The organism is Sphaerisporangium siamense (assembly GCF_014205275.1).
Taxonomy (GTDB): domain Bacteria; phylum Actinomycetota; class Actinomycetes; order Streptosporangiales; family Streptosporangiaceae; genus Sphaerisporangium; species Sphaerisporangium siamense.
This window is the reverse complement of sequence record NZ_JACHND010000001.1, coordinates 465,590-488,143: the sequence shown is the minus strand read 5'-3', so window position 1 is coordinate 488,143 and position 22,554 is coordinate 465,590. Positions and strand designations below refer to the sequence as shown.

Genomic DNA, 22,554 nt, shown 5'->3' with positions numbered 1-22,554 from the left:
GACCGCGCCTGGGTGGCGATCACGAGCGATCCGCGCAAGGTGGACGCTCGCCAGCACCCACTGAAGGGAGCACTCGGCGCGGTCAAGATAGGCGGCGAAACGTTGGAGCAATGGCAGTACGAGGCCACTGCCGGTGGGCGGATCTGGTACGCCGTCGACGAGGAACATCGCACTCTCTGGATCACCTGGGCCGGTGCGGGACATTCCAAGGCGACGGAGCGCCGGAGGTCCTAACGCGTCCTGACAAGCACGGACTCGTACACCCGACCCGCTCCTGTCGCGCCCGGGACCGTCGCGACCGTCTGGGGTAGACCGGGGGGCGCAAGTCATTCCTAATGGGGATATGGGCAGGCATAATCGCAAAAGTTGAGCCAGTACAGGGCGGGAGAACCACCATGGTGGACGAGCCGGTCGGGCGTTTATCCGGTCCAGATGATCCCGGGGACGCGCGGAAGCAGCCGTTGAGCAGGGCGCGCATCGACACCTCCGTGCCGCACTCGGCGCGGGTCTGGAACTACCTGCTGGGGGGCAAGGACAACTACCCGGTGGACCGGCAGGCCGGGGACCGGGTCCGGGAGGTGTTCCCGGGCATGGCCGACGTCGCGCTGCACTCGCGGTACATGCTCACCCGGGTCGTGCGGTACCTGGCCGGGGAGGCGGGCATCCGCCAGTTCCTGGACATCGGCACGGGTCTGCCCACCGTCGACAACACGCACGAGGTGGCCCAGCGGGTCGCGCCGGAGTCGCGGATCGTCTACGTGGACAACGACCCGCTGGTGCTGGTGCACGCGCACGCGCTGCTGACCAGCACCCCCGAGGGCGTCACCGACTACATCGAGGCGGACGTGCGCGAGCCGGAGGTGATCCTGGAGGCCGCGGCCCAGACCCTCGATTTCGGCCGGCCCACCGCGCTCATGCTGATGGGCATCCTCGGGCTGGTCGGCGACGACGACGAGGCGCGGTCGATCGTGGTCCGGCTCATGGACGCCCTCCCGCCGGGCAGCTACCTGGCCCTGTACGACGGCGTCGACACCGATCCCGCGTACGTTCAGGCGCTGCGCAACCACAACGCGCGGCCTGGCGTGGTCCCCTACACCGCGCGGAGCCCGGAGACGATCGCACGCTACTTCGACGGCCTGACACTGCTGGAGCCGGGCGTCGTCCCGGTGACGAAGTGGCGGCCCAGCCATCCCGCGCTGAGCGAGCCACCCGAGGTCGCCTGCGCGGGCGGCGTCGGCAGAAAGCCCTGACACGAACCCGGAACCGCACCAGAAACCCTTGACGCGAAAGCCGGAACCGCGGTCGCGGGACATTTCCGGGCAGGGACTGCCCGCGATGGCGGATCCCGGGGCGGTTCCATGGGTGCCTTCGTGTGTCTTCGGGCTTCAGGCGAAGCCTGCGAGTTTGTAGAGCACCAGCGAGCCCGCGACCGCCACGTTGAGGCTGTCCCCCGCGCCGATCATGGGGATCTCCACCACGCCGTCGAGAAGGTCGAGCGCCTCGGGCGGGATGCCGTCCCGCTCGTGGCCGAGCACGGCGACGGTCGGCCGGCGGGCCATGGGCAGGTCGGCCAGCCGGATCGCGTTCTCGGCCAGCTCGACCCCGAGGACGGACGCCCCGTCCTCCCGCCGCGTGGCGAGCCAGTCCAGCGGGTCGCGGACCCAGTGGACGCACGACGAGTGCCGGAGCGTGTTCCCCCGGTCGAGTGCCTCCCGCACCCAGGGAAGCCGGGGTACGGCCAGGCACGCGCCGACGGCGTCACAGGTGCGCAGCAGCGTGCCCAGGTTGACCCCGTGCAACGGCCACAGCGGGGCGGCGAGCAGATGACCGAGGCAGCGAGGCGGACGCCGCCGCCGCTCGGCACGCAGTTCCTTGGGTGTGCGGACGCGCACGGCGGGCCGGCTCACCAGAACGTGCGGACGGCCTCCGCGTGATGAAGGTGCGACATGAGAGGGACGCTTTCAGCGGCGCGCCCGGACCATCGACGAAACGTCTGGGTCCCCAGCATACGGGCAAGGCCTCGGCCCGCCGCAAGAGTCTGTCTCAGGCGGCTGGAGTCTTCGGCGTCAGGCGGACTTCGACGTCCGCGTCGAGGGCGCGTGCCAGACGTTCCAGCACCGGCAAGGTGGGGATGGCCTTCACGTTTCACTTGGCTGTGCGGTAGTGGAAGGTGGTCAGTTCGGTGAAGGTGGTGTGGGTGTAGAGGTGGAGGGCTTTGGGGTTGGTTTGTTCTGCTTGGAGGTACATGTTTGGGGCGTTTTGGGTGGTGGACCAGGTGGCTAGGGCGTTGAGGATGGTGTGGGCGGCGCCTTTGCCACGGTGGTGGGGGAGGGTGACCATGCCGAAGACGCCGGCCCAGCCGGTGTCCGCTACGGTGCGGCCGACCGCGATCACCTCGTCGCCGAGCAGCGCGCGGGCGTAGGCGGACGGCTGGTCCACGCGGTGGAGGAGGTCCCATTCGGGGCGGGGGTCGTCGTGGGCGTGGACGGCGCACCAGACGTCGAACCACGCGCGGGTCGGACGCTCGTCCAGCTCTACGCGCAGCCGGTCCTCCAGCAGACCTGGTGGTCGGTCCTCCGGCAGGCTCGGTCGGTTCCCCAGTAGGTCCGGCCGGTTCTCCGGTAGGCCTGGTCGGTTGCGGGAGGTGTGGGTGAGTACTTCGGTTGTGCGGGCGGTTTGGAGGGAGATGGGGCTTTCGCGGTGGTAGCCGCGGGCGGCGAGGAGGGGGTCGAGGGCCGGGGGGCAGGCTTCCGGGGTGATCTGGAAGCGGGTGGTGGTGCCGCGGGCGGTGTAGAAGCGCTCGGCGGCGGTGATCCGGCGGGCCATGTCGCCGGGGTCGGCGTCGCCGTGGGGGAGGACCGTGCCGATCCACCAGGAGCAGTGCGGGGCGTGGCGCAGCCACCAGCCGTCGAGGTCGGTGACGTGTTCGGCGGGCAGCGCGCGGGCCGCCCGCTCCTGGAGTTCCCGGACCGTTCGCGATCCGCTCACGGCAGCCGTCGACGACACGCGCACCCCTCCCGGTCTCGGTCGATTCCGGACACCAGCCATGATGGCGTACCCGTGTGCCCGTGCCGTCCCCCCGCCGGGATGGGGTCCGTGGGACGTCCCGTGCGCGCCGTCCCACCGGCTCCGGGCGGTGGGACGCGCCCGCCCCACCGGCTCCGGCGGGCCGTCAGAGGCTGCTGAGGACCTTGTCGAGGGTTTCGGTGACCCGTTCCTGCTGGGACGGGGTCAGGTGCGGGTGCATGGGGAGGGAGAGGATCTCGGTGGCGGCCTTCTCCGCGACGGGGAAGTCGCCGGGGCCGTAGCCGAGGTCGCGGAAGGCCGGGGTCAGGTGGACGGGGTAGGGGTAGTGGATCTGGGCCTGGACGCCGGCGGCGTGGAGGCCGGCCATCACCTTGTCGCGCTGCGGGACGCGGATGACGTACAGGTGCCAGACGTGCAGGTTGCCGGGGGCGACGCGGGGCAGGCGGACGCCCTCCACGCCGGACAGCAGCTTGTCGTAGCGCTCGGCGGCGGCGCGACGCAGCTCGTTCCAGCGGGCGAGGCGCTTGAGCTTGGCGCGCAGTACCACGGCCTGCAGGGTGTCGAGGCGGGAGTTGAAGCCGAGCGTCTCGTGCTGGTACTTGTGCCGGCTGCCGTGGTTGGTGAGCAGCCGGACGGCCGTCGCCAGCTCGGGCGAGGAGGTGAGGACGGCGCCCGCCTCGCCGTAGGCGCCGAGGTTCTTGCCCGGGTAGAAGCTCGTGGAGGCGAGGCCGACCGGGGGCCGTCCCTCCTGCAGGGACCCCTGCGACTGGGCGGCGTCCTCGACGACGGTGAGGCCGTGGCGGGCGGCGAGGTCGTGCACGGCCGCCATCGGCGCCTGCTGGCCGTACAGGTGGACGGGCAGGACGGCGGCCGTGTCCGGCCCGATGGCGGCTTCGGCGGCGGCCGGGTCGATGAGCAGGTGGTCGTCGTCGCAGTCGGCGAGCACGGGGCGCAGTCCCGCGCGCACGACGGCCTCGGCCGTGGCGACGAAGGTGTTGGCGGGCAGCACGGCGCCCGAGCCGGGCTCAAGGCCGGCGGCGCGCAGGCACAGCTCGATCGCGTCGGTGCCGTTGCCGACGCCGACGCAGTGCGGCACGCCGGAGAACTCCGCGTACTCCTGCTCGAACGCGGCGACGTCCGGCCCCTGGACGAAGGCGGTGTCCTGGAGCACGCGGTCGAAGCCCTGCTGCACCTCGTCGGCCACCTCGGCGTGGGCGGCGCGCAGATCGACGAATGGGATCATTTCAGTGCTCCGTGATGACTGTGGCGGGACGGATGAATTTCGCGGGCACGCCCGCCCAGACCTCCTGGGCGGGGACGTTCTTGGTCACGACGGAGCCCATGCCGACCAGGGCGTGCGGGCCGATCGTGAGGGTCTCGCGGACGAGGGCTCCGGCCCCGACGTAGGCGCCGCGCCCGACGCGCACGCCTCCGGCGAACCGCGCGCCCGAGGCGATGGTGGCGTAGTCCTCGACCACGTCGTCGTGGGTGAGGGTGACGTGCGGCATCACGCACACGTGCGCGCCCACGGAGACGGCGGCGGTCATCACGACCTGGGCCAGCACGATGGACCCCGGTCCGATGGCGGACGACCGGGACACCGAGGCGGACGGGTGGACGAGCGTGGCGTACCGCTCGCCGGGCAGGGCGAGGCGGGCGGCGATGCGGGCGCGGCTCGCGGTGTCGCGCGGGCCGGCCGTGCAGATGACGACCCGCGCGTCCTCCCGCTTGAACACCTCGGAGGACCCGGCGAGCACGGGCACGCCGTCCACGACGGCGCCCTGCTTCGCCGGGTCGTCGTCCAGGTGGCCGAGCAGGTCCCAGGTGGGGGAGGCGTCGTTGATGGCGTGGACGAGCTGGGCGACCTCCCGCGCCAGCCCGCCCGCTCCGATGAGGAGAAGCGGCGTCATCGGAGCTCCTTCGACCTCGTGGTGCGGCCCGGCACGAATCCTCCCAGGCCGGTGCGCGGCCGTGCGCGCGGGGCGGCGGTCATGACGTCTCCTTGACGGCGCGCAGCACGCCGCGCCTGCGGTACCCGTACGCCCCCACGACGAGCACCGCGAACAGCCCGGAGGCGGCGAGCACCACGAGGTCGGGCGAGAGGGTGCGCACGGCGAGGACCCCGGCGGCTCCGACGGCGAGGGCGGCGAGCACCGCCTGCCAGAGGTTCGCGGCGAGGTCCGCCAGGCCGACCCCGGAGCCGCGCAACTGCCCCAGGTAGGTGGGCAGCACGACGATCGCCGCGACCGCGACCAGCGCGATGGCCGCGCCGCGCAGCCCGTCCCTGCTCACGCCGATCCACATGGCGGGGACCAGCACGACCAGCCACAGGGCCTGGACGGCGAGCACCGCGCGGGAGCGTTCGAGGACGACCAGGTAGTCGTAGATCAGCTCGAAGAAGATGCGCAGCCCGGCGAGCACGCCGAGCCCGGCCAGGGCGACGGCCGCCGGCTCCCACTCCCGCCCGTACACGAAGCGGATGACGGAAGGCGCGGCGCCGCTGAGCAGCAGGCAGATCGGGAGGGTGAGCCCGACGAGCAGCCCGGCGACCGCGACGAACGACCGGTTCAGCGTCGGGCGGTCGTGCTGGAGGCGGGCGAACGCGGCGGGCGCCACCGCGCGCACCGGCTGCGAGAACACCGCGACCGGCCATCCCGACAGGTTCACGGCCAGCACGTAGAAGCCGAGCGCCGTGGACCCGAGCAGGTGGCCGATGACGAGCTGGTCGGCGTACCCGACGGCGAAGACCAGCAGGGACGACCCGGCGAGCGGCACGCCGAACGCCAGCAGCCGCCGGGCCACGTCCCGGTCGAAGCCGAACCGCAGCCGTTCGGGCGAGAAACGGATCAGCAGCGCCCCGCCGGCCAGGGACCCGGCGACCCGGCCGACGGCCAGGCTCATCGCGCCCCAGCCGGTCAGGGCCAGCCCCAGGGACACCAGCGCGCCGAGCCAGTTGTCCACCTGGTCGGCGATCATCTTGCGGCCCTGCAGGAAGCGCCGCTGGATCACCGCGGCGGACGTCGCGACCAGGCCGTTGATGAGCACGCTGAGGGAGAGCACCCGGACGGGTCCGGTGGCGGCGGGGTTGCCCATGGCCTCGGCGAACGCGGGCGCGGCGAGCATGAACGCGCCGCAGACGAGCACGCTGAACCCGGCCGACAGCGTGGCCACGGTCGGGATGATCGCGCGCGGCTCGTCGGGCCAGCGGACGATGGCCAGGCTGACGCCGAGCTCGTTGATGCTCAGCATGGCGAGCAGCGCGACGAGCGCGACCGCGAACGTGCCGAACTCGTGCGGGCCGAGCACGCGCGCGAGCGTGATCCCGATGGCGAGCGTGCCGAGGCGCGCGGCGATGGTGCTGACGAAGCTGAGCCCGAGCGCCTTGCCCGCCTTGGCCCGCAGCGAAGAGGTGTCCGCCGGGGCCTGAGCCGGGGGGCCGGATCCGGGATCGAGGTCGGTCATGCGGCCCTCCCGCCGCCCGCGCCGGCCATGGGAACCAGATCGGTCACCCGGGCCTCCGCGCCACGGCGTTGAAGTCGTCCTGGGCGTGGGTGCCGCGCCACCGCTCGTACTTGCGGCGCAGCTTGTAGCGCAGCACCCCGGCCGCGGTGCCGACCGCGTCCAGGGTCGCGAGCCGCTCGCTGACCGCCTGCTCGTAGATGGAGAGCTGGACGCGCGCGGCCCGCTCCAGGCTGAAGCGTTCGACGACCAGCCGCCTGCCGTACTCGCCGAGCTCGCGCCGCAGCCCCGGGCCGGCGTAGAGGCCGCGCAGCATGCTCTCCAGCTTGGGGGCGCCCTCCTCGGGGGCGCGGCCGATGCCGTACCAGCCCTGGCTGAGGAAGATCTTCTCGGTCTCGGGGGTGAGCAGCTCGAAGAAGCCCACCTCGCCCTGCACGATGAGCGGCTTGGCGAACGCCAGCGAGCGCAGCGCCGAGCCTCCCATGGCCAGGCACGCGGTGGCGGCGGCGTACGCGGGCCGGGGGTCGAGGAGCTGCCCGGTGAGCACGACGACGCGGCGGCCGGCGGCGGCGTTGGCGGCGGCGGCGCGCTCCTCCACCTGGGCGCGGGCCGCGCCGTCGCCGACGATGACGAGCCGGATGTCCAGTTCGGCGGCGAGCCTGCCGACGACGTCCACGGCGGTGAGGATGCCTTCGAGCTTCAGCTCCGGCGCGAGGCGGCTCACCACGACGAGGTCGAAGGGCCCTTCTTCCAGGCCGAACTCGCGGCGGAACCCGGCGGCGTCGTGGCCGGGGGCGTTGGCGGCGACGTCGACGGGCGGCTCGATGAGGTGGACGTGCCGCCGTCCCGGGGCCGCCTGCTCCTGGATCTCGCGGGTGCCGACGACCAGCGGCAGCGAGGACGGCAGGAACGGCGCCACCGCCATCGACATGATCGTGCAGACCGCGGCGGCGGGGCCGCGCAGGCCCGCGTAGAACGCCTCCACGCCCGGCGGCCACTCGTACCCGTGGATGACGTCGAGCCCGCGCCGCGCCGACAGCTCGCGCAGCATGCGCACCGTGGTCATGGACGGACGGCGCCGCCCCGGGTCCAGCGGCAGGTGTTCGAGGCCCGCCTTGTGGACGTACTCGACCAGCGGGCCCGGCTCGCCGATGACGGCGACCTCGTGGCCCATCGCCTGGACGGCGGCGCCGAGCTCGATGGCGTTGAGCTGGCTGCCGCCGACCTCCATGGCGTGCGGGTACACCAGGACGCGCACGGTCAGCCGCCCGCGGCGGCGGCGTGGATCGCTTCCACGACCTGGTCGTGCTCGGCGTCGGTCATGCTGTGGAACAGCGGCAGGATCAGCGAGTTGGCGGTCAGCCACTCGGTGGCCGGCAGCTCCCGGGCGCCGGTGCCGGCGTAGGCGGGCTCCAGGTGGGCGGCCATGATGCCGCGCCGGGCGGAGACGCCGCGGGCGGCGAGGAAGTCCAGCAGCTCGTTCCGGCTCATGGGGAAGTCGTCGGGCAGGGCGATCCAGAAGGACTGGAAGTTGCAGGTGCCGTACTCGGGGTCGCGCACGACGGTCAGCCCGGGGATGCCGCCCAGGAAGTTCAGGTAGCGCGCGGCGAGGGCCCTGCGCCGGGCCACCATCTCGGGCAGCCTGTCGAGTTGCACGAGTCCGACGGCCGCCTGCAGGTCGGTCATCCGGTAGTTGTAGCCGACCTCGGTGTACTGCTCGGGGGCCGTGGAGCCGGAGGCGTGCCGGTCGGCGGCGCTGACGCTCATGCCGTGCTCACGCAGCCGCTTCGCCCGCGCGGCGACCTCGGGGTCGTCGGTGGTGAGCATGCCGCCCTCGCCGGTGGTGAGCAGCTTGCGCGGGTGGAAGGACCAGGCCGCCAGGTGCGCGCCCGCGCCCACCGGCCGGTCGCGGTAGGTGGACCCGGCCGCGCAGGCGGCGTCCTCGATGAGCAGGAGGCCGTCGTGGGCGGCGCGGATCTCCTCGACGTCGGCGGGCACGCCGCCCTGGTGGACGACGATCACCGCGCGGGTGCGCGGGGTGCGGGCCGCCTCGACGGTCTTGGCGGTGAGGTTGCCGGTCGCCGGGTCGATGTCGGCGAACACCGGGGTGGCGCCGACGTACCTGACGACGTTGGCGGTCGCGATGAACGACAGCGACGGCACCACGACCTCGTCGCCGGGCTCGATGCCGGCGAGCACCAGGGCGAGGTGGAGCGCGGTCGTGCACGAGGAGGCGGCGACGCCGTGGCGTGCCTGGACGCTGGCAGCGAACCTGCGCTCGAACTCGGCGACCCTCGGCCCCTGGGCGACCCAGCCCGAGGCGATGACCTCGCCGACGGCCGCCTGCTCCTCCGGGCCGAACCACGGCCGCATCACCGGGATCATCGCCCGGCCACCTCCCTGATGTCGATTCCGAGGAGGTCCGCCAGCAGGCGGACCCTTTCGTTCCAGTCGTGCCGCGCCGCGAACGCCCGCCGCCGTTCGGCGAGCGCGGACGTGCGCGCGACGCGCAGGTGCGCGGTGACGGTCGCGGCGAACTCCGCCGGGGTGCGGGCGACCGGGATCAACGGCCCGGCCTCCAGCCACGCGGTGGCGGGGAGGTCGGTGGAGACGACCCCGCGCCCGGCCGCCAGGTATTCGAGCGTCTTCAGCGGGAAGCTCGCCCGGTTGAACTCCGAGTCGGCGTAGGGGGTGAGGCCGACGTCGATGAGCCGCAGGTACGACGGCAGCTCCTCGTAGGGCTTGCGCCCCACCCAGTGGACGTTGGCCCGTCCGATGAGCGCGGGCCAGCGCTCGGGCTCGTACTCGCCGACGCGCGGCCCGACCAGCACCAGCGGGACCCCGGTGTCGGCGACGGCCTCCAGCAGCGCGATGTCGATGCGCGCGTTGATGTGGCCGACGAAGCCCGCCACCGGGGTGGCGGCCAGGCCGGCGGGCAGGTCGGCGGGGTGCGGCGCGTCGTCGACCGCGGCGTACGCCGACACGTCGCACCCGTTGGGGACGAGCGTCGCCGTGCGGCCCATGAGCGCCACCCGCTCGGCCAGGCCCGGGGAGACGACGACGACCTCGCTCGCGCGCCGCGTCATGCGGCGCTCGGCCTGGGCGAGCCGGGCGGCGGACATGCGGATGAGCGAGGCCCCTGCCACCAGGTCGTCGGTGACGAAGCGCACGGTGCGGGCGCCGCGCCGGACGTCCATCAGGTCGGTGGTGCCCGCGACGACGACGGCGCCGATGCCGAGGCCGGCCTCGCGGGCGGCCGCGCGGACCGCGCGCCGGGCGAGGGCCGCGGTGACGCGGTCCACGCCCGGGCGGTAGGCGGCGGGCGGGGCCACCGGGCTCAGCCGCCACAGCCGCGGCCCGGCCTGGCGCAGCACGTGGCCGGCCTTGCCGGTCTCCGGGTCGCGCAGGCCCGAGCGCAGCGGCCGGGGCGGATCGACGTACAGGACGTCCGCGTACGCGCTGAGCCGGTCGGCGATGTGCCGGTCCGTGCCGCTCACGCCGTCGTAGCGCGTGCCTCCCGCGTAGACGATCGCGCCGTTCACCGCGACTTCTCGTCGCGCCACCATGCCACGAGGCGGCGCAGGCCCTCCTCCAGGCCGATCTCGGCCTTCCAGCCGAGCCGCTCGGCGGCGGCGTCCACGTCGGCGAGGCGGCGGGTGACGCCGTTCACCGCGCGGGCGGGCCCGAACTCCAGGCCGAGGTCGGAGCGTCCCATGACCGACATCAGCGTCTCGGCCAGCTCACGCAGGCTGGTCTCGGTGGAGCTGGCGATGTTGAACACCTGGTCGGTGGCGTCGCTCGCCGCGGCCAGGAGGTTGGCGCGGGCGATGTCCTCGGTGTAGACGAAGTCCATGGTCTGCAGGCCGTCGCCGAGGATCAGCGGGGCCTCGCCGTTCTCGATGCGCTCCATCCAGCGGATCAGCACCTCGGTGTAGAGGCCGTGGATGTCCATGCGCGGGCCGTACACGTTGAAGTACCGCAGCGCCACGTAGTCGAGCCCGCGCATGGCCTTGAAGCTGCGCAGCAGGCCCTCGTTGAACGTCTTGGCGGCCCCGTACAGGGTGTCGTTGTCGTACGGGTGGTGGTCCTCGCGGGTGGGGAACTCGGTGGCCAGGCCGTACACCGAGGCGGAGGAGGCGGCGACGACCTTGCGCACGCCCGCGTCGGCGGCGGCCTCGACGACCTCGTAGGTGCCGTCGACCAGCACCTGCAGGGCGAGGCGCGGCTCCTCGGCGCACTGGGTGATGCGGATGGCGGCCTGGTGGAAGACCACGTCCATGCCCTTGGTGACCTGGCGGACCAGCGTGGTGTCACGGATGTCGCCCTCGACCACGCGCAGGCGCCCCTCGGCCACCGCCTCGGCGGCGGCGAGGTTGGCCCGGCGGCCCCGGACGAAGTTGTCGAGCACGACCACCTCGTCCGCGCCCGCGGCGAGGAGCTGGTCGACGATCGTCGAGCCGATCGTCCCCGCGCCCCCGGTCACCAGGCAGCGGCTGTTCTTGATCATCGGGTGGATCCCCCCAGGTCGATTCGTCTGCCGTCATTTTGGATGCTTTGCCCCGCCGCTTCCAGCAGAGCGAGCACGCGCAGCCCCGCCTTTCCGTCGGTCAGGGGAGCCCGGCCCTCGGTGATCGAGGCCGCGAACTCGCTCATCACACCACGCAGCGCCTCGCGCTCGGGCAGGGCGGGTACGACGACGTCACCGGTTCGATAGGAGATCAGGGCGGCCCTTCGCTCGTCCTCCCCTACGGCCGAAAGGTCCACCCCCCTGTCGTACACGGCGAGGCGCTGGGCCGGGTTCACGTCGTCCCACACGATCGTGCGGCGCGAGCCGCCGATCACGGCGGTGCGGATCTTGGTCGGGCTGAGCCAGTTCACGTGCACGTGCGCGATGGCGCCCGAGGACAGCCACACGGTCAGGTAGGCCAGGCACGGCTTGCCCGCCCCGATCGGGTCGGAGCTCTGCGCGGCGACGGCCACCGGGGAGACCCCTTCCGGCAGCACGAAGTCGAGGATCGACAGGTCGTGCGGCGCCAGGTCCCAGAGGACGTCCACGTCCGGCTGGACCAGGCCCAGGTTGATGCGGACCGAGTCGATGAACTGCACGTCCCCGACCTCGCCCGTGGCGATCAGGTCGCGGATCTTGCGGACCACCGGCGTGTAGCAGAAGGTGTGGTCGAGCATGAGCACCCGGTTCCGCTCCTCGGCCAGGGCCACCAGCTTGGCGCCCTCCGCGTGGGTCGGGGTGAGGGGCTTCTCGACCAGCACGTGCTTGCCGGCGTCCAGGGCGGCGCGCACCAGGTCGAAGTGCGTGCGCGCCGGGGTGGCGATCGCCACGGCGTCCACGGCCGGGTCGGCGAGCACCTGCTCCACGGATGTGGTCGGCCTCACCGTGGTGTAGCGGCCGAGCACCGCCTTCGCGCGGTCCTCGTCGAGGTCGCACAGCCACTCAAGGCGCAGTTCGGGGGTGGCCATGGCGTTGCGCACCAGGTTGGGTCCCCAATAGCCCGCCCCGATGACGGCAAGGCCGATCGATGTCACGCGGATCTCCTCTCGTACTGCGTGGGCCGCCCACGTACGGCCCGCCCGGGGACGAGCGAACCGCACGCGGGTGACGTGATTAGCTCGCCGGAGTGAACAGAACGTCCACCCAGTAGTTCGCACCGTTGTAACTGGAGGCGGGGAAGCCCGAGGACGACCCGTACCTGTAGACGCCGTTGCCGCCCGCCGGCCCGCCGTTGGCCACGGCGTGCAGCGGCGAGTTGTCGTACGACCCGGAGTTGAAGAAGCCGCCGTCGCCCGAGTAGTGCCCGTTGGGCGCGAGGTAGGAGGCCACGTACACCTGACCGGCGACGATGTCCGCCGGCTGGTCGAAGATCAGCGTCTGCCAGCCGGTGGCGGTCTCGTTCTGGAAGGTGCCGTTCGCCAGCGGGGTGCCGGTGGCGCTCCACAGGTTGCCGATGTGCGTGCCGGTGTTGCCCGCGCCCTTGTAGAACCGGACGCCGGTCACCTTGCCGTCCATCTCGGCCGTGAACTTCACGCCGAGCTCGACCGCGGAGGTGTCTCCGTCGGCCGGGTTGTTCGGCACGGCGTTGCTGGCGAAGATCGAGCACGGGCAGCTCGCCGGGCCGCCGGTCGCGAACGACCACGACGTCGCCGTCATGGCGTTCCCGTCGTCGTCCTGCGCGCCGGTGACCGACACGGTGTAGGTCGTGCTCTGCGCCAGCGCGGCGTCCGGGGTGAAGGTGAGCATCGTGCGCGCCTCGTTGAGCGCCCGGGTGCCCGCGACCGTCTGGTTCGCGGCGTTCTTCACCGTGATCTGGGCGGTGTTCTCCGCGATCGCCTCGCTGAACGTCGCTGTCACCGCGGTGCCGGTCGCCACGCCGGTGCCGCCGTGGTCGGGCGTCTTGCCGGTGACGTACGGCGCCGTCGTGTCGGCCAGCTTCGTGAAGATCACGTCGACCCAGTAGTTGGTCGCGCCCCACGAGCTGGTCGGGAAGGAGCGCGCGCCGTACTTGTAGACGCCGTTGCCGCCGCTGGACGAGCTCGCGAGCACGCGCAGCGGGGTGGCGTTGACCTGCGAGGCCAGCCCGTTGCCCGTGGCCGAGTAGTGGCCGTTCGGCGCGTGGTAGGAGGCGACGTAGGTGGTGTCCTTGGTCACCGGCCACGGCGTGCCGAAGTAGACCTCCTGCCACCCCTGCGTCGACTCGTCGGAGAAGGTGGCCGTGGTCAGCTCCTGGCCCGTGCCGCTCCACAGGGTTCCGGTGTGGGTGCCGGTGTTGCCCGGCCCCTTGTAGAACCGGATGCCCTCGATGAAGCCGTCGGACGTGGTCTGGAACTTCACGCCGACCTCGACCCCGGCGCCGTCGTTGACGCTCGGCTCCGCCGGGACGGTGACGTCCGGCCACACGCTGCACGGGCACACGCCCGCCGCGAACGCCCTGGCCGTGGTGAACGTGAACGTGTACGGGGTGGCCATGACGTTGCCGGCGTCGTCCTCGGCGCCGCTGACCGTGACGGTGAACTTCTCGCCCGCGGCGAGCGGCGCGGTGGGGACGAAGGTCAGCGTCTTGCGGGTGGGGTCCAGCGAGACGTTCCCCGCGACGGTGGCCTGCGTCGGGTCCTTCAGCGTGAAGGTCGCGCTGCCGGTCTTGATCGGCTCACCGAAGGTGATCTTCGGCTGGACCGTCGCCGGCACGCTGGACGAGCCCGGGACCGGGGTCACCGAGGTGGCCGCCGGCGGGTAGACGTCCTTGACGGTGAACACCACGTCGACGTAGTAGTTGCCGCCGTTGAAGGTCTGGGTCGGGAAGCCCTCCCCGGACCTGTAGACGCCGTTGGGCGCGGTCTCGATGGTCTTCGGCGCGGTGAGCGGCGCGTTGACCAGCGGCTCGTAGCGGAAGAAGTCCGAGTCGGCGGCGTAGTGGCCGTTCGGCGCGAAGTACGAGGCGACGTACCGCGTGCCCGCGGTGATGTAGACCGGCGAGTCGAAGGTCATCTTCTGCCAGCCGGTGGCCGTCTCGTTCTTGAACTCCCCGGTCGCCAGCACGTCGCCGGTGTCCGACCACAGCGTTCCGGTGTGGGTGCCGGTGTTGCCGGTGCCCTTGTAGAACTTGATCCCGGTCAGGTAGCCGTTGGTCGAGGAGGTGAAGCGGACGCCGGCCTCCAGCGCGCCGGAGTCGTTCTCCGCCGGGTTCTTCGGAACCGTGGAGGAGGCGAACAGGCTGCACGGGCACTCGACGGTGACGTTCCTGGACACCTCGGCGCCGACGTTGCCGCTGTCGTCCCCGGCGCGCACCTTGATCGTGGTCGCGCCCACTCCGGTGACCTTCCAGGAGTAGGTCCAGGCCGTGCGGCCGGTGGCCGGGTGCCACGTGGTGCCGCCGTCGGTGGAGACCTCGACCCCGCCGACCTGGCCGCCGACGTCCGCCGCGGTGCCGCTGACCGTGACGGTCGCGCCGTTGTTCACGGTCGCGTTCGCCGCGGGCGCGGCGAGCGTCACGGTGGGGGCGGTGGTGTCGGTGGACTTGGTGGCGAGGCTGCCCTCCTGGAGCGACTTCGGCTGCACGCCCATGTCGGCGAACAGGTTTACGGTGGCCTGCTTGATGCGGCCGTCGGCGAAGCCGTTCTCGGAGTAGCTGTCGTGCTCGTCGTCCAGGCCCCAGGTCCACTGCACCGTCCCGGCCCCGAACACCAGCGCGCCGCTCGACGCCCGGTACATGGTCATGCGGTGCGTGGCGCTCTTCTGGGCGACGTTGCTGCCGTAGTCGATCAGCACTTCGTCGGCGACGGCCGTCGTCGAGGACAGCGGCACCAGGCCCTTGGGCCGGGCCCCGTTGTCGATGTCCTCGTCCCACTCGTACCCGACCACGCCCGGAATGCTCTGCGAGCCGCTGACCTGGCCGGCGACCGATGTGCCGCGCCAGAACCGCATCTTGCCGTCGGCCGCGGGCACCGTCAGCGGGATCGCCGGGCACCCGTCGTTCTTCACCGTGCAGTTCACGGTGAACAGCGTGCCGGTGAGGCTGTTCTCCGGCTTTCCGCCGTCGGCCGCGCCGGGCCCGCTGAACCGCGGGTCGCGCCAGGTGCCCGTCCACACGTTCGGCGTCGGGTCGATCTTGGCGTTGGCGTGCGTCTCCTTGTAGGAGACCAGCGTGCGGTAGGAGTTCTCCCAGCGGGTCTTCCAGTAGACCTCGTTGCCGCTGAAGAAGGCCAGGTTGACGCCGTGGTCGCGGGCGTTCTCGAACGCCGTGCGCTCCTCGCCGGACCAGTACTCGTCGTGGCCGACGGACATCAGCGTCTTGTGGTTCAGCAGCGCGGAGGGAGCGCGCGCCGCGTCCAGCGACGACTGGTACGTCACGTCGTACCCGTTGGCCTCAAGCCAGCGCACCATCGGGTACTCGTTGGCGAAGACGAAGTCGCGTCCCCACGGGGTGCTCTCCCGCGTGTTGAAGGGACGGTTGTAGCTCACCTTGACCGCGCGGCCGGGCGCCGCGACGCTGTCGCCGCGGTACAGGCTGTTCTGCACCTTGTAGGGGTTGTCCTCGGTGGCCGGGATGTCGCCCCAGGAGTTGTACGCCTGCCAGGTGCTGTCGGAGGTGCGGAAGAGCAGGTCGGCGGTGCTCGCGTCATCGCGCACGACGAAGACGATGTGGGTGTCGTCGTTGGTGTCGGTGCGGATCACGTGGGCGAAGTAGATACCGGAGACGGCCGTGGACGGAACGGTCCAGTGGGCGACGTTGCCCCAGTTGCAGGCGACCTCGCCCGTGGTGGTGTTCTCCGGGCAGCTCGGCTGGCTACGGGAGACCGAGGTGGTGGCGGGCACCGAGGTGATGAACCGCGCGCCCTTCCCCTGGTAGTAGCCCATCCGGTAGATGTCGATCTGCAGGTTGAGCGCCGTGGACCGGACCTTGAAGTTGATCGTCTGGCCGAGGTTGACGCTCATCTGGTCGCCGTAACCCTCGACGGTGCCGTGAGGATTGGTGTCCCAGACGTTCTTGTCGGTGCCTGTGTTGGTGTTCTCACAGGTGATCTTGTTGCCGCCCGCGTCGCACGGGCCCATGGCCTGTGCGGGCGCTGCGGGTGCCGACAGCAGGGCGGCCACGGTCAGCAGTGTCGCTGAGATGGCCGCTCTGAACCGGCGCGCGGCATGGCGCGAATTCAATGAAGCTCCCACGTGATCTGGGTGGTGATCCCCGGCGGTGCTCACGCTGTGGAGCGTGGTCCCGTCGAATCGACGTCCGGATGGCGAGCTCGGTTTACGTGCTCTGCCAACATCCGTCCCAAGAGTCACAGGAGTGTCCCTTCGGCTTCGGCGCCTCAGTGGGTCTTCATCGCGATGACCGACTTCACCAGCCCCCCGAGGCGTTCGAAGCGGATGGTGGAGGAGGGGAAGTAGTGCCGCATCTCGGTGATGCTGAGCAGCTCGACCTCCATGACGATGTTGCGGGCGGCCACGCGGTCGGAGGTGGGGGTGTGCACCAGCGGCCAGCGGCGCAGCAGGGAGGTGCGCATCGCGATCGGCATGTACTGGAAGAACGGGAACAGGAAGTGCGGTTCGACCGGGAAGTACCGGTACGGCGTCTGCACCCAGTGCAGGTCCGCGAGGCGCTGCACGGAGTCGGCGAACATCTGGCGGCGCAGGTGCCCGCCGACGTGCTCGATCACCGCGTTCGAGAAGACGAGGTCGTACTTGGTGCCCAGGATGTCGCGCGGCAGCTCGCACGCGTCGGCCACGTCCGCCCGCAGCCACGTCGGCAGGTCGGCCGGGGGCTTCTCCAGGTTGACGACGTGGACGTGCGCCGGGCGTACCGGAGCGCGCATCCACGCGCCCGCCGTGCCACCGAGGTCGATCACCGACATGTCCGACAGGTCGGGGAAGTTCTGGGCGAACCAGTGCCAGCGGCGGGTCCGCGCCTTGGCGCCGAGCGAGTCGGGGGCGTCGACGAAGCGGCTCCGGAGAGCGTTCAGCCGGCTCATGGTCTCTCCTAGACGGCGAGTACGGGCGGAGACTCCAGGCGGAGACTTCGGATTACGGGAGAGCCGTCTGCCTGGGACGGGCCGGGGGCGCCGGGGAGAGGCTTCGGCACGTTCCAATCAGACCGCCCCAACTATCGCAGAAGGGCGCACACTACTGTCGCACGCCCGGGTCATTCGATAGCGCACCGAGATCGGAGATGTCACTCTTGGGCACGTGAAGGAACTCAGCATCAGTGGCGCGTACCTCTACACCCCCGCCCTCCATGGAGACGAAAGAGGAACGTTCCTGGAGTGGTTCCGTGCCGACCGGTTGCGCGAGGCCGTCGGGCACGACCTGAACCTCTCGCAGGGCAACCTGTCCATCTCGCGGCGCGGCGTCATCCGCGGCGTCCACTTCGCCGACGTGCCTCCCGGCCAGGCCAAGTTCGTCACCTGCGTCTCCGGCAGGGTGATGGACGTCGTCGTCGACATCCGCGTGGGATCGCCCACCTTCGGCCAGTGGCAGTCCGTCGAGCTGAACGATCGGGAACGGCAGGGCGTGTACGTCAGCGAAGGGCTCGGCCACGCGTTCATGGCGCTGACCGACCAGGCGAGCGTGGTGTACGTCTGTTCCGAGCCCTACGCGCCGTCCCGTGAGCACGGGGTCCACCCCCTCGACCCGGCCGTCGGCATCGTTTGGCCGCAGGACGTGGAGCCGCTGCTGTCCCCCAAGGACGCCGTCGCGCCCACCCTGGAGGAGGCCAGGGACAAGGGACTCCTGCCGGTGTACGACGACTGCGTGGCCTATTACGCGCGGCTGAGAGGCGGCCGGCCGGCCCCCTGATGATCCTTTCGGTGGGGCGGCCTTGAGAAAGATCATTTCTCTGGCCGCCCTGTTTGACCGTGCGCGTCGTTGATATTGACCGGCGACTGTCCTCCATACCACACATTCGGATGGCTCCGATCCAGGAATTGTGGTGCCGGAATCACGCTTTCCATACTGAATTCAGCGGATTAACCGGTTAAAGATGACTGTTCCGGTTGTCACGTCGTTTCCCAACCGCAACAATGGCCTCGCACTGAACATGATCGGAGTCCGGCGCCCGAGAAAGCGCCGGAGGTGGAGGCTCGGGTAGTGAGCAATCCCCGGCATGCGGACGGGCCGCGCGAGCGACGCGGGCCCGATTCCGTTGAACCTCGATCCGGCGGGGCTCGGTTCCCCGTGCTGGGCAAGGTGTCATTGCTGGCGGCCGCCGCGGTCATCGGCGCGACCGTCACCGTGGTGGTCATCAACAAGAAGGACACGGCGGAACCCGCCGGGTCCGTCGTCAACGCCGCTCCCGTCTCGACGGAAGTGACGCTGGAGACGAGCCTCTGGAAGTCGCGCAAGGTCGTCAAGGGCGCGCCCAAGGCCGAGAACACCCCGCTCGAACTGGGCACCCGCTTCAAGGCGAGCCGCAACGGCGAGGTCGCGGGCATCCGGTTCTACAAGCCCGCCTCCGAGCGCGGCACGCACCGCGGCAGCCTGTGGGACTCCAACGGGAAGCGCCTCGCGAAGGTGACCTTCACCGACGAGACGCGCAGCGGCTGGCAGCAGGCGATGTTCGACAAGCCCGTCCCGGTGACCGCCGGGCGCACATATACCGTCTCGTACCACACCCCTGACGGCCGGTACGTGGCCTCGGCCGGCGTCTTCGACGAGCCGGTCACGGAGGGGCCGCTGACCGGCCAGGCCGGCGTGTTCGGCATCGGCCCCGGCGGGTACCCCTCCCAGGTCCACCGCAAGAGGGTGAGCTACTGGGTCGACGTGGTGTTCCGCCACCGCGAGTGGCGCCGGCACCGCCCGCGTCCGCACGGGTCCCCGACCGCCTCGCCGTCGTCCTCGGCGACCGCGGGCAGCCCGTCGGCCAGTCCGACGTCCAGCGGCTCGGCCGAGCCCACGCTCACCACGAGCCCCACGCCCACGTCGACGGGCGGCGGCGAGCCGACCCCGACCGGGTCGAGCTCCCCGAGCGGCTCGCCGACGGCGACCGCCACCAGGACCCGCACCCCGTCGCCGTCGCCGAGCGCCACGAGGACCCGGACGCCGTCCCCGTCCCCGAGCGCCACCAAGACCCGCACGCCCACGCCGACGCCGTCCCCGACCAAGCCGAGCGAGGAGCCGACGAGCAAGCCGCCGACCGGCGACTTCCCCGGCCCGTCCACCACCGGCGTCTCCTCCGGCGTCACGCTGGAGAAGAGCGGTTCGGTGCGGGTCACCAAGGACGGCGCGGTGGTCGAGAACCTCGAGATCAAGGGCGAGATCAACATCGAGGCCGACAACGTGACGGTCCGCAACGTCCGCCTCGCGGCGGCCCCCGGCGACTGGGGCATCATCCAGCGCCAGGGCAGGAGCGGTCTCACCGTCGAGGACAGCGAGATCTACGGCAACGGCAGCCAGCGCACGCAGTTCGGCATCCTCAACCAGGGCGGCGACCTGACGGTCAGGCGTGTGGACATCCACACGATCAGCAACGGCATCCTGACCGAGCAGGGCCTCATCGAGGACTCCTACCTGCACGACCCGAAGTACTTCTCCGGCGACCACACCGACATGATCATGTGCACGTCGGGCCCGCCGTCGGGGGAGAAGCTGGTGATCCGCAACAACACGGTCGTCAACACCCTTGAGCAGACCGGCGCGGTCGCCCTCTTCCAGGACTTCGGCGTCGTCCGCAACGTCACGGTCGAGGGGAACTTCCTGGCCGGCGGCGGCTACTCGCTCTACGCGGGCGCCGGGACCAAGGGCACCTCGTCCAACATCAAGGTCATCGACAACGTCTTCAGCAAGGACGTCTGGCCCAAGGGCGGCTACAACGGTCACGCCGCCTACTGGGACAAGAACGGCTCCGGCAACGTCTGGAGCGGCAACGTCTGGGAGGACGGCAAGCCGGTGAACGCCCCGAGCTGAGCCTCGGCGAGCCGACGGCCACCCCGACCTGCCGGGAAGGGGTGGCCGTCGCCGTCGCCCGCGCGAAGCCATCGTCAGGCCGCACTCGCAGGCCGGCCGGGCACACGCCCGGCCCACCACAGCACGGCGAGTGCGACGACGGCGAGCACCGCGGCGATCAGGGCCGCCCCCGTCGAGTCGCGCCACAGCCCGGTGAGTGCGAGCGCGGCCGGAACAGCGGCCGTGAGCACGCCTTCGGCGATCGCGACCAGTCCGGTGAAGCGGCTGAGTCTCGTCCGCCCGAGAGCCAGCAGCAGGAAGAAGAGGAACCACAGCAGCGCCCAGGCGAGCCAGATGACCGTGAACACCCGCCCGCCGGTCTGCCAGGTGTAGATGGCGTATCCCACGGCGGCGGCCGCGACGAAGAGCGAGAACCAGCCGAGCCCTTCCCCTGGCCACCCCGTCGCGGCGTTGATGCCCACCCACAGGTAGGTGAAGCCGAACAGGTAGAGCCCGGCGGCCCCGGCGATGATCGCCCGGTCGCCGTCGGCCGTCATGATGAGAAACGTCGGCGTCACCACCTGCAGTACGCCGACGAAGAAGTTGAGCGGAGCCGCCGCCTTGTCCGTGATCGTGCCGAGAAGCATGACGCCGTTGATGATCAGCACCGCGCCGACGAACAACAGTCCCACGTCGCTCATGCCAGACGCGCTCCCTTCTTTCGTGGGGGGATCCGGCCCTCAGCCGGGGTGATCGGAACCGTGAGATGGCCCGGGTGATGTACCGGGCCTGGGGTTTCGTGGCGGTTCCGGGGTGCCCGCCCCCGAGTGGTGCGGGCACCCCGGCGGGGACGACTCAGGACGGCAGGATGTCCTTGTCGAAGATGTCCAGCGGCACCTTCAGCGTCACCGCGGCGTTCGGAATGTCGACGATGCCGCCCACGTGCATCTCGCAGGGCGCGACGGAGATGATCGTGTACGCCTGCTCCGGCGTGTAGCCGAACTTGCCGAGATACTCGATCGCCTGCTCGACGGCGTCCACGGCGGCGGCGGTCGCGTCGAGGTACTTCTGATCACCGCCGCGGGCGCTCAGGCCGCTGAAGCTCAGGTACCGGGTGCCCAGGTTCGGGTCCACAGGGGAGGGGCGGAGCATCGGCGTGCGGATGCCGTACCGTGCCATGCCGCCCTTGATGACGTTGAAGCGGAACCAGCCGATGCCGTCCATCTCGATGGCGTTCCAGGTGATCTCACCGTCGCCCTCGGAGAAGTGGAAGTCCCCCGTGGAGAACAGCGCACCCTCCACGAACACGGGGAAGTACACCCGCGACCCGCGAGAAAGGTTCTTGATGTCGAGGTTGCCGCCGTTCTCCCGGGGCGGCACGGTCCGCGCGGCGGTGGCGGCGACGCGTTCCCACTCCGCCCCCTCCAGCGTGCGCAGGACGGCGGTGGACGTCGCCGTGCTCCGGGGGGCGGCCAGTCCCTGGTCGATGAAGGGATCCTCGCGCTCGTTCCAGACGCGCAGCAGATCGTGCGACGGGGCCACGCCGATGACGCCGGGGTGGCTGATGGCCGGGATCTCCACACCGGGGATCTGGCGGCTGGTGGCGAACAGGCCGTGCAGGTCCCAGACGGTCTTGTAGCCTCGGGGGAACCAGGAGGCGAGTGGGCCGCCCATGCCCGGCAGGATGTTGGAGTAGCCGATGCCGGAGAGGGGCTGGACGTCGAGCACGTCCACCACCAGCAGGTCGCCCGGCTCGGCGCCGTCGACCTTGACCGGGCCGGCGATGGGGTGGGTGCGGGTCAGGTCGAAGTCACGGATGTCCTGCTCGTCGTCGACGTCCTTGAGCTGGTAGTCGTCGTAGCCGGGGGCTTCGAGGATCACCTCGTCGCCGGGGCCGAGCTCGTGGAGCGGCGGGATGTCGGGATGCCAGCGGTTGTGCCCCAGCTCCTTCTGCTCCGCCAGCGGTACTCCGACCTCGCAGCGGTAGCGCGGAACACCGAGATCGCGATCGGGAAAGCGGGAGACACCCGAGCGGGTGAAGTCCACACCAGACAACGTGTCCTCCAGGGATCGAAGGGTGTGTGGTGCGGACGACATTAGTTCCATATGAAAATATGTCAAGTGGTTCTATTTCGGTGCTCCCGGACGACCGGGGGAGGGCCGCGCATGGCAGAACCTGAGCCGTCGGAGACGACCTAGCCCCCGGCGAGCCGATCGAGGAGCATGCGCAACTGCGCCGTCTCCGCGGCGTCCAACCTTCGCAAGGACGCGGCCAGGGCGTCGGCGACACGGGGAGCGAGCTCGCGGTGCACCTCAGCGCCGCGCTCACTCAGCCGTACGAGCACACGGCGCCGGTCGGCGTGGTCGAGATTGCGATAGATGAACGCCCGGTCGACCAGCCGGTCCACCGTCCGGGTGAGCGTCGGACCCGTGATGACGGCCGCGGCGGCGATATCGCTCATCGCCAGTCCCTCCGTCGTCGCCAGTACATCCAGCACCCGCCACTGGTCGAGCGTGAGTCCCGTCCCGGTGAGCGCTCGCCCGGTTTCGGTGTTGAGCCGCGCGGCGACGCGGTTGAGGGCGAGGGGCAGGACCCGGGACGCGACCTCGTCGTGCTCGGTCCGCATGTGCGGGCACCTCCTTGAAGGTTCATTCGTTCATAGTGATACTTCCAGATGGAG

Annotated in this window: 19 protein-coding genes; 4 read left to right on the top strand and 15 right to left on the bottom strand. The window is 71.1% G+C overall.

What is annotated here, in order from left to right; all coding sequences use genetic code 11:
* Positions 1–12: 12 nt before the first annotated feature.
* Both BJ982_RS38400 and BJ982_RS02195 read left to right on the top strand, forming a co-directional pair.
* Positions 13–234, top strand: coding sequence for a hypothetical protein (locus BJ982_RS38400; protein ID WP_203959451.1), 222 nt, complete (start codon positions 13–15; stop codon positions 232–234).
* Between the two features lie 161 nt (positions 235–395).
* Complete coding sequence (locus tag BJ982_RS02195; protein ID WP_184876064.1) at positions 396–1,250, top strand: SAM-dependent methyltransferase; 855 nt, start codon at positions 396–398, stop codon at positions 1,248–1,250.
* A 135-nt stretch (positions 1,251–1,385) separates the two neighbouring features.
* Here the strand turns inward: BJ982_RS02195 and BJ982_RS02190 are convergent, their stop codons facing one another.
* The 12 genes from BJ982_RS02190 to BJ982_RS02135 all read right to left on the bottom strand — a co-directional run bounded on the left by BJ982_RS02190 (position 1,386) and on the right by BJ982_RS02135 (position 16,965).
* Entirely contained in the window at positions 1,386–1,907 is a 522-nt protein-coding gene (locus BJ982_RS02190) for a TrmH family RNA methyltransferase (protein WP_184876062.1), read from the bottom strand.
* 238 nt (positions 1,908–2,145) lie between these two features.
* The gene (locus tag BJ982_RS02185; RefSeq protein ID WP_239123718.1) at positions 2,146–2,988 is read right to left on the bottom strand and encodes a GNAT family N-acetyltransferase; all 843 of its coding nucleotides are present in this window, start codon (positions 2,986–2,988) and stop codon (positions 2,146–2,148) included.
* A 184-nt stretch (positions 2,989–3,172) separates the two neighbouring features.
* Complete coding sequence (locus BJ982_RS02180) at positions 3,173–4,270, bottom strand: DegT/DnrJ/EryC1/StrS family aminotransferase (protein WP_184876057.1); 1,098 nt, start codon at positions 4,268–4,270, stop codon at positions 3,173–3,175.
* 1 nt (position 4,271) lies between these two features.
* The gene (locus BJ982_RS02175; protein ID WP_184876055.1) at positions 4,272–4,937 is read right to left on the bottom strand and encodes an acetyltransferase; all 666 of its coding nucleotides are present in this window, start codon (positions 4,935–4,937) and stop codon (positions 4,272–4,274) included.
* Between the two features lie 79 nt (positions 4,938–5,016).
* On the bottom strand, positions 5,017–6,489 hold the full coding sequence (locus BJ982_RS02170; RefSeq protein WP_184876053.1) for an oligosaccharide flippase family protein: 1,473 nt from the start codon (positions 6,487–6,489) through the stop codon (positions 5,017–5,019).
* 43 nt (positions 6,490–6,532) lie between these two features.
* Complete coding sequence (locus BJ982_RS02165; protein WP_184876051.1) at positions 6,533–7,744, bottom strand: glycosyltransferase; 1,212 nt, start codon at positions 7,742–7,744, stop codon at positions 6,533–6,535.
* 2 nt (positions 7,745–7,746) lie between these two features.
* Entirely contained in the window at positions 7,747–8,871 is a 1,125-nt protein-coding gene (locus BJ982_RS02160; RefSeq protein WP_184876049.1) for a DegT/DnrJ/EryC1/StrS family aminotransferase, read from the bottom strand.
* Positions 8,868–10,028, bottom strand: coding sequence for a glycosyltransferase (locus tag BJ982_RS40220; RefSeq protein ID WP_184876047.1), 1,161 nt, complete (start codon positions 10,026–10,028; stop codon positions 8,868–8,870). The genes BJ982_RS02160 and BJ982_RS40220 overlap by 4 nt, the downstream gene beginning before the upstream one ends.
* A complete protein-coding gene (locus BJ982_RS02150; RefSeq protein ID WP_184876045.1) occupies positions 10,025–10,993 on the bottom strand; it encodes an NAD-dependent epimerase/dehydratase family protein in 969 nt (322 codons plus the stop codon). Before BJ982_RS02150 ends, BJ982_RS40220 begins: the two co-directional genes overlap by 4 nt.
* Entirely contained in the window at positions 10,990–12,027 is a 1,038-nt protein-coding gene (locus BJ982_RS02145; RefSeq protein ID WP_184876043.1) for a Gfo/Idh/MocA family protein, read from the bottom strand. The genes BJ982_RS02150 and BJ982_RS02145 overlap by 4 nt, the downstream gene beginning before the upstream one ends.
* 79 nt (positions 12,028–12,106) lie before the next feature.
* Complete coding sequence (locus tag BJ982_RS02140) at positions 12,107–16,090, bottom strand: DUF4082 domain-containing protein (RefSeq protein ID WP_184876041.1); 3,984 nt, start codon at positions 16,088–16,090, stop codon at positions 12,107–12,109.
* A gap of 215 nt (positions 16,091–16,305) precedes the next feature.
* Entirely contained in the window at positions 16,306–16,965 is a 660-nt protein-coding gene (locus BJ982_RS02135; RefSeq protein ID WP_184876038.1) for a class I SAM-dependent methyltransferase, read from the bottom strand.
* Positions 16,966–17,179: 214 nt separating this feature from the next.
* Here BJ982_RS02135 and rfbC point away from each other — a divergent pair, with 214 nt between their 5' ends.
* Together rfbC and BJ982_RS02125 are read left to right on the top strand one after the other, a co-directional pair.
* Complete coding sequence (gene rfbC, locus BJ982_RS02130) at positions 17,180–17,788, top strand: dTDP-4-dehydrorhamnose 3,5-epimerase (RefSeq protein ID WP_184876036.1); 609 nt, start codon at positions 17,180–17,182, stop codon at positions 17,786–17,788.
* 390 nt (positions 17,789–18,178) lie between these two features.
* Positions 18,179–19,894: a DUF4082 domain-containing protein gene (locus tag BJ982_RS02125; RefSeq protein WP_184876033.1), complete on the top strand. Its 1,716-nt coding sequence runs from the start codon at positions 18,179–18,181 to the stop codon at positions 19,892–19,894.
* A 74-nt stretch (positions 19,895–19,968) separates the two neighbouring features.
* Here BJ982_RS02125 and BJ982_RS02120 read toward each other — a convergent pair whose 3' ends face one another.
* The 3 genes from BJ982_RS02120 to BJ982_RS02110 form a co-directional block, all read right to left on the bottom strand.
* Positions 19,969–20,574, bottom strand: coding sequence for an AmiS/UreI family transporter (locus tag BJ982_RS02120; protein WP_184876032.1), 606 nt, complete (start codon positions 20,572–20,574; stop codon positions 19,969–19,971).
* A 154-nt stretch (positions 20,575–20,728) separates the two neighbouring features.
* Positions 20,729–21,919 carry an acetamidase/formamidase family protein gene (locus BJ982_RS02115; protein ID WP_239123717.1) on the bottom strand — a complete coding sequence of 397 codons (1,191 nt, stop codon included), beginning with the start codon at positions 21,917–21,919 and terminating at the stop codon, positions 20,729–20,731.
* Positions 21,920–22,068: 149 nt separating this feature from the next.
* Positions 22,069–22,500, bottom strand: a complete 432-nt coding sequence (locus BJ982_RS02110) for a MarR family winged helix-turn-helix transcriptional regulator (protein ID WP_184876028.1) — start codon at positions 22,498–22,500, stop codon at positions 22,069–22,071.
* Between the last annotated feature and the right edge of the window lie 54 nt (positions 22,501–22,554).